General features: G+C 33.3%; 6 protein-coding genes. 5 read left to right on the top strand and 1 reads right to left on the bottom strand.

What is annotated here, in order from left to right; all coding sequences use genetic code 11:
- The 5 genes from ACJAX4_RS19990 to ACJAX4_RS19970 form a co-directional block, all read left to right on the top strand.
- Positions 1 to 1,097: sigma-54 interaction domain-containing protein (locus tag ACJAX4_RS19990; RefSeq protein ID WP_435791196.1), on the top strand; the 1,097-nt coding region annotated here is incomplete at its 5' end.
- 230 nt (positions 1,098 to 1,327) lie between these two features.
- Positions 1,328 to 2,809, top strand: a complete 1,482-nt coding sequence (locus tag ACJAX4_RS19985; protein WP_435791195.1) for a pyridoxal-phosphate dependent enzyme — start codon at positions 1,328 to 1,330, stop codon at positions 2,807 to 2,809.
- 192 nt (positions 2,810 to 3,001) lie between these two features.
- A complete protein-coding gene (locus tag ACJAX4_RS19980) occupies positions 3,002 to 4,444 on the top strand; it encodes an NAD(P)/FAD-dependent oxidoreductase (RefSeq protein ID WP_435791194.1) in 1,443 nt (480 codons plus the stop codon).
- Positions 4,445 to 4,478: 34 nt separating this feature from the next.
- Entirely contained in the window at positions 4,479 to 5,735 is a 1,257-nt protein-coding gene (locus tag ACJAX4_RS19975; protein ID WP_435791193.1) for an NAD(P)/FAD-dependent oxidoreductase, read from the top strand.
- Between the two features lie 5 nt (positions 5,736 to 5,740).
- A complete protein-coding gene (locus tag ACJAX4_RS19970; RefSeq protein ID WP_435791192.1) occupies positions 5,741 to 6,112 on the top strand; it encodes a DUF1667 domain-containing protein in 372 nt (123 codons plus the stop codon).
- A gap of 174 nt (positions 6,113 to 6,286) precedes the next feature.
- On the opposite strand, the gene ACJAX4_RS19965 is transcribed toward ACJAX4_RS19970, so the two are convergent.
- Positions 6,287 to 7,660 (bottom strand): ISNCY family transposase, encoded by a 1,374-nt coding sequence (locus tag ACJAX4_RS19965; RefSeq protein WP_435791191.1) that lies wholly within the window; start codon positions 7,658 to 7,660, stop codon positions 6,287 to 6,289.
- Positions 7,661 to 7,858: the final 198 nt, after the last annotated feature.

The following is a 7,858-nucleotide window of genomic DNA, read 5'->3' as shown; positions in this document are numbered from 1 at the left end:
ATAAAGAGATTTTTTTTGTTATTGGAAGCATTCATCATATAGAATTTAATGAAGATCAATATGATAAGATAATTTTCTTTCAAGATGCAAAGAAATTTAAGGAAAAATTATCTAATTTAACTACCATTAATAAAATTATAAAAAGTAAGGATATCTTAGGTGAATCAAGACAGGTTCAAAAACTAAAACAGAATGTAAAAAAAATTGCTATCTCTAACTCAACGGTACTTATAACTGGAGAAAGTGGTACTGGAAAAGAGATGTTTGCAAGAGCTATACATAATGAAAGCAATAGAAATGAAAAGCCGTTTATCGCTATAAATTGTGGAGCTATTCCAGATATGCTTCTTGAAAGTGAACTATTTGGATATGCAAAAGGCGCCTTTACAGGGGCAGATCCTTTGGGTAAGATAGGTAAGTTTGAATTTGCTAATAAAGGGACAATACTCTTAGATGAAATAGGGGATATGCCACTTTATCTTCAGACTAAACTTTTAAGAGTTTTGCAGGAGAGAAGCATTACAAGAATAGGATCAAATAAGACAATTGATATTGATGTTAGGGTGGTTGCCACAACGAATAGAGATTTAGTAAAAGCAATAAAGGAAAATAAATTTAGAGAGGACTTATACTATAGATTAAATGTAATACCTCTTGAAATACCTCCCTTAAGAGAAAGAAAGGAAGATATAAAACTACTTATAGGAGCTTTTATTGAGAAATATTGTAATTTTTTGAATAAGAATTTTTTAAATATGAAATTGGGGGATGACACAGAACAAATACTTTACAACTACAAATGGCCAGGTAATATAAGGGAACTAGAGAATACTGTGGAATATATTGTTAATATGGTTGGGACGAATGGCATTATTACAAAAGAAATTTTACCAGAAAATATTTTTCATAATGAAATTGATATTTTCAACAATGAGCATGGGATATTTACACTAAAGTCACTGGAAAAAAGAGCAATAGAAAATGCCATAGAAAAATATGGAACAACTACTGAGGGAAAAAAAATAGCAGCAAAGAGACTTGGAATAGGTATAGCTACTTTATACAGGAAAATTGAAGAATATAATTTATCAAAATGATAAATTATTATAAACAGAGAAGCTAAATAGTTGAAAAGTCAGACTAAATGCTATTATCATAATGATAAAAATTATCATTATGATATTTTTTTTACGTTTTTTCAAAAATACTAAAATAGCAAACCACTGATATCAGCTATTCTGATTTTATTCTAAATTGGCATAATTATTGCTTTATATTAATCAAAAGGAAATATTAAAATTTATTATATATTCGAGGAGGGTTTAAAATGAAAAAATTAATAGATTTAGAAATTAATGAAGAGCAACTTAAAAAAACCGTAGAGAGTGCCAAAGAAAGAAATGTTATTATTCCAACAATGGCTCAGATGAAGGACCCAAGCAAGATACCAGAAGAAATCAAAGAAAAATTAAAAACAACTGGGTTATGGGATATAAATCCTGTTAATTTGTTTAGAATTTCCTGGAAAAATGAAGCTGTAAAGGAAGGTGGTCTATATAGTGATTTACCAAACTATATCGAGATTCCTTCAGAAATAACAGGAGTTAAGGCAAGGATTTTTGCTATGGTTGGAAAGTATTTTCCTGTTGGATGCCATAAGGTTGGAGCAAGTTTTGCTTGCCTTGTTCCACGCTTAGTTACTGGGCAATTTGATCCTACATATCATGAAGCAGTTTGGCCATCAACAGGTAATTACTGCCGTGGGGGAGCTTATAACTCTGCGCTCCTAGGCTGTAAATCTATTGCAATATTACCTGAGAATATGAGTAAAGAGCGTTTTGATTGGCTTTCGAAAGTAGCTGGAGAAGTTATTGCAACTCCTGGCTGTGAGAGTAATGTAAAAGAAATTTATGATAAAACATGGGAACTTATAAATGCAAGAGATAATGTTGTTATATTTAATCAATTTGGTGAGCTTGGTAATCATTTATGGCATTATGAAGTAACTGGAAATGCTATGAATGAAGTTATAAAAGCTGAGGCTGGTCCAAAAGGAAAACTTGCCGGTGTATGCTTAACATCGGGTTCGGCAGGGACACTTGGAAGTGCAGATTTCTTAAAAGATCAATATCCAAATGCTAAAATTGCGGTTGGTGAAGCGCTTCAATGTCCAACCTTACTTAATAATGGTTTTGGTGATCACAGAATTGAAGGTATTGGTGATAAACATATCCCTTGGATTCATAATGTTCGCAACACAGATATGGTTGTTGCAGTTGATGATAATGATGCACTTGCAATGCTTAGGCTCTTTAATGAACCGAATGGAAAAGAGTATTTAAAAGAGCAAGGTATCTCAGAAGAGCTAATTGAAAAACTATCATATGTTGGGATTTCTGGTGCAGCAAATATTTTAACATGCATTAAATTTGCTAAATACTATGAGCTCACGGAAAATGATATGGTAATGACGGTTCTTACGGATTCTGCAGAAATGTATGGATCAAGACTAGAAGAAATGGAACAAGAAAGAGGCAGAGAATATAGTGGAGTAGATGCCGCCGTTGACCATAACAGGAGTGTTTTGGGTCTTAGAACTGATAGTATGGAAGAGTTAACATACCAAAGTAAAAAACGAATTCACAATCTTAAGTATTACACTTGGATTGAACAACAAAAGTATGACTTGGATGACTTAAATGCACAATGGTATGACTATGATAATTATTGGGGCAAATTACATCAGATGGGACCAGAACTTGATGCACTCATTGTAAAATTCAATGAAAGAACTGGGCTCATAAAATAAAAAAGTTTTTTAATATTCTAAACTTTTGATTTAATAAGCTTGATTAATATATAGATATATGCTATTGTGTAGTTAATGAAATATTTTTGGCCGAGATTTGAGAGCCGCAATTAAAGTTTAAACTTTATTTGCGGCTTTTTTTGTTTTGATTTTTAAGGCAAGGCTATAAGTAAAGCTAGGAGGGATTATTTAATGTATGATGTAGTAATTATAGGTGCAGGAATTATAGGTGCTTCCGTTGCTAGGGAAATAAGTAAATATAATTTGAAGGTAATAGTATTGGATAAAGGATTAGATGTAGCTTCTGGGACAACGAAAGCTAACAGTGCAATTGTACATGCGGGTCACGATGCTGGCCCAAATACTGTTAAAGGTAAATTAAATGCTAAGGGGAATTCTATGTTTGATAAGTTATCAAAGGAGTTAGATTTTCCATTTAAAAAGAATGGTTCTCTAATTTTGTGCTTTGATGAAAGTCATAAAGATGAATTAGAACTACTTAAGAAACAAGGCGAATTAAATGGTGTACCCAATCTTCAGATATTAACTGGCGAGCAAACTAGGGAAATGGAGCCTAATATTTCTGAAAATGTAGTATTATCATTATTTGCTCCAACAAGTGGAATAGTTTGTCCTTATGAAATGAATATAGCAATGGCCGAAAATGCATTTACTAATGGTGTGGAATTTAAGTTTGGGGCTAAGGTTGTTGATATTGTAAAAAATAATGCTGGATATAGTTTATCAATAAATGATGATGACAAGGTTATAGAAACCAAAATTATTATAAATGCAGCTGGATTATATTCGGATGTAATGAACAATTTAGTTTCTCAGGAAAAATTTGATATTGTACCTAAAAAAGGAGAATATTGTTTATTTGATAGGGCTGTAGGAAACTTGGTTTCTAAAACCATATTTCAGTTACCTACAAGCGCTGGAAAAGGAGTATTAATTACACCAACGGTTGATGGCAATTTACTTGTAGGGCCTAATGCTATGGATGTAAACGATAAAGATGACTTGGATACTACAAAAGAAGGATTAGATGAAATTATCCTTAAAGCTAAATTAAGTGTAAAAAGTCTTCCAACAAATCAAATAATAACTTCGTTTTCAGGATTAAGGGCCAAAACTAAAGTGAATGATTTTATAATAGGTGAAGTAAAGAGTTCTCCAGGGTTTATAAATGTCGCAAGTATTGATTCACCAGGGTTAACTTCTGCACCAGCAATTGCAGAAAAGGTCGTTTCCATAGTAAAAGATATATTAAAAGCAACTCCAAAAGAGAATTTTATAAAGATAAGAAAAGGAATTATTAAATTCAGGGAACTCAGTAACAGTGAAAGAGATATTTTGATAAAGAGTGATCCTGCATATGGAAGAATAGTGTGTAGATGTGAAGTGGTTACTGAAGGTGAAATAAAAGATGCAATAAGAAGGCCACTCGGTGCTAAAACTCTTGATGCAATTAAAATTAGAACGAGGGCAGGAATGGGAAGATGTCAAGCAGGATTTTGTACTTCAAGAATTGTGGATATTTTAAGTTCGGAATTAAACCTTCCTCCAACGAAAATTACAAAGTTTGGAATAAACTCCAGACTGGTAATTGGTAAAAATAAAGAAAATTTATAAAATTGTTTTTACAATATGATAAGGAGGGTTATTTATGAAGCAAATTGATATAGTAATAATTGGAGGAGGCCCTGCAGGGCTTGCAGCTGCAATAGCAGCCAGAGATGAGGGCATAGAAAATATTCTAATATTAGAGAGAGAAAATGTACTTGGTGGGATATTAAATCAGTGTATCCATAATGGGTTTGGGCTTCATACCTTCAAGGAGGAGCTTACAGGACCGGAATATGCTAGTAGATTTATTGATAAAGTAAATGAGTACAAGATTGACTATACACTGAATACTATGGTATTAGAAATAACAAAGGAAAAAGTTATTACAGCAGTTAATGAAAATGGAATTATGGAAATTAAAGCAAAAACTATTATTTTGGCTATGGGCTGTAGAGAAAGACCGCGTGGAGCTATAAATATACCCGGCAGCAGGTGCGCAGGAATTCTAACAGCAGGCGCTGCTCAAAAATTTGTTAATATTGAGGGATATATGCCTGGCAAGGAAGTGGTTATTCTAGGCTCTGGTGATATTGGACTCATAATGGCTAGAAGGATGACATTTGAAGGAGCAACTGTGAAGGCAGTTGTGGAACTTATGCCTTATTCAAGTGGTTTAAAAAGAAATGTCGTTCAATGCCTAGACGATTACGATATTCCACTAAAACTTAGTCATACTATTATAAATATAAAAGGAAAAGATAGACTTGAGGGGGTAGTTATTGCAAAGGTTGATGAAAATAGAAGTCCAATTAAGGGAACTGAGGAGTTTATAAGCTGTGATACATTACTTTTATCGGTTGGGTTAGTTCCAGAAAATGAATTGTCTAAAAGTGCAGGAGTTACATTGTCAAAAGTTACAGGTGGACCACTTGTAAATGAATCGATGGAAACCAATATAGAGGGGATTTTTGCTTGTGGTAATTCTCTGCATGTTCATGATTTAGTTGACAATGTATCTTCCGAAAGCTCAAATGCTGGAAGAACAGCGGCAAGCTATGTAAAGGAAGAGAAAAGATCCGGAGAGTATATTAAAGTTAGTGGTATTTCAGGAGTAAGATATACCGTTCCATCATTAATTAATACCTTAAAGGTAGACAAGTCAATAACAGTAAGGTTTAGAGTGGGAGAAGTTTTTAAAGAAAATTACGTATCCTTATACCTTGATGAAACTAGGGTAATGCATATTAAGAAAAAAGTACTTGCTCCAGGTGAAATGGAAGAACTAAAAATATCTAAAGCTGTTTTTGAAAAATATCCTGATTGTAAAGAAATAACAGTAAGAATAGAGAAGGAGTAAAAGTTATGGTGAAGAGAGAACTTGTGTGTATAGGATGCCCGCTGGGTTGTGCCCTAACTGCTGAAATAAGTGATAACAATGAGGTAATAATAACAGGGAATAGTTGCAAAATAGGACAGGAATATGGAGTAAAGGAATGTACCAATCCTACACGGATTTTGACATCTACAGTACAGATAATTGATAGAGATGATATTATGCTTCCAGTGAAAACTGAAAGCGATGTTCCAAAAGATAAAATTACAGTATGTATAAAGGCTTTAAAAGGAATAAGGGTAAATACTCCAATAAATATAGGAGATATAGTTTTGGAAAACGTTGCAAATACAGGCGTGAATTTTATTGCTACTAGAACAATAGAAAATAAAGCGGTGTAGTTAAAAGATACACATTTAAATTGTTATGTCAAGCATTTTTGAAAATGTCCCAATAAACGTTAAACATTAGCACCAGTTTTTCTGGTGCTTTTACTTTATAATCCATTTTGTTTATGGGGTCAATTAATAAATCTCGAGTTATCTTTCAAGGATAAAAATTGTAATATTAATTTTTTAAGCCACTTGTTCTTTCCGATGAGCTTGTTTTTTAAGATAATTTTCGAAAGAAGTCTGTTTCCACGGATGGCTCATAGGTGGAACATATCGTTTTTTTGGTTCCTGCGGAGCAGTTGTGTAATCAAAGTTTTTTGATGATAATGCATGTTTTGGTAAAAGATCTAATCCATATATGGTCTCGTTCACACAAAAATACAATTCACTGTTTAAAGCCCGTATAACCGTTCCGCTAGTTCCTTTGCGATAATGAACGGGATATCCATTACTGTTAATTGGAAGGTAGTAATTCTTATTGAATTTAATGCAACTTCCATTATCAACTTTTCTACTGGCTAATACAGCAAGTGTAAGATTGATTTTTTCAGAATCTGGTTGTGTTTCAAAGACAGATTTGATATTATCAATAGGTAAAGCAAATTGCTGATTGAATTTCTTTATGTAGGAGTTCAGAAATTCATTCGCTAGGGTAAACGTATTTACACCAGCCAGGCGCATTTCAAGGGGTAGGCGAGATTGTAGGGTCTGAAACATCCTTTCTACGCGTCCCTTGGCTTGTGCTACACTGCTGGTTTGTATTTCTATTCCAAGCTGTTTGCAAGCATAACCGAATTGAGTAAAGGTATCCTCTTCAACCGAAGGGGATTTTTTTTGCTTGTATTCAAAGACGGTACGTCGGTCAGTAAAAAACATGTATGGGATTCCATAGTCAACGAGAACCTGCTGTAGAACATGATAATAGCCATTTAGAGTTTCCTGTTGGTCGAAATATGCGCCTACAATAGCACCTGAAGCATCATCTACCGCAATATGCAACTGACTTTTTTTAGTACCAAACCAAGGATGAAGAGAAGCATCCATTTGAAGCATTTCACCGGTATATGCACATCTGGGACGTCTTGGATGTGCATCTTCTACATTAAGGATCGCTAATTGTATTTCATTTACTTTCTTTTTTAACTTCGTTGATTTAGCTAATTCTTTCAATTGAACTTTGACCTTTTTTCTTGTCGAACGGTTCGCCTTAGGAGACAGAATGAAATCCTGCATAAGGATGGAATGAACTGTGCTGGTGGATATATGAATGTTCTCGTGTTCTTCCAAAAGCTCTGTAAAGTGAGTAAAGTTGGCTTCTGAATTATACTTTGTTCGATACAAATCAAGGATATTTTGTATTGTATTTTCATCAAGTGTGTGCACTGGTTTCCGACCACGATTGCCATGTACAAAGTATGTATTTCCTTCCTGCTTATAACCTGCTATCATACGGTTAACATGCCGTTCAGAGCAATTAATTGTAAGAGCAGCTCTTTTCTTATTCCCGTTTGTATCAACTACCTTTTTAATGATTTCATATTTTTCATTTTCTTCCATAGTTAAAATCACCTTTCTAATTATTCCCACCTCATTTCTTGTCATGAGGTTATAGTATACTATATTTTTGAAATTTGGGACATAATCAAAAACGGTATACTAGGACATTATCATAAACGAATTATATATGAGAAAATTAATTAATAAAAACGTTGACTAAAATTAATATATTTGATATACTAATAAAAAAAATCAAAC

It is taken from the genome of Clostridium sp., assembly GCF_051278035.1.
Lineage (GTDB): Bacteria > Bacillota > Clostridia > Clostridiales > Clostridiaceae > Clostridium_AD.
The sequence above is the reverse complement of the archived record's forward strand: the minus strand, read 5'-3'. Positions and strand labels throughout refer to the sequence as shown.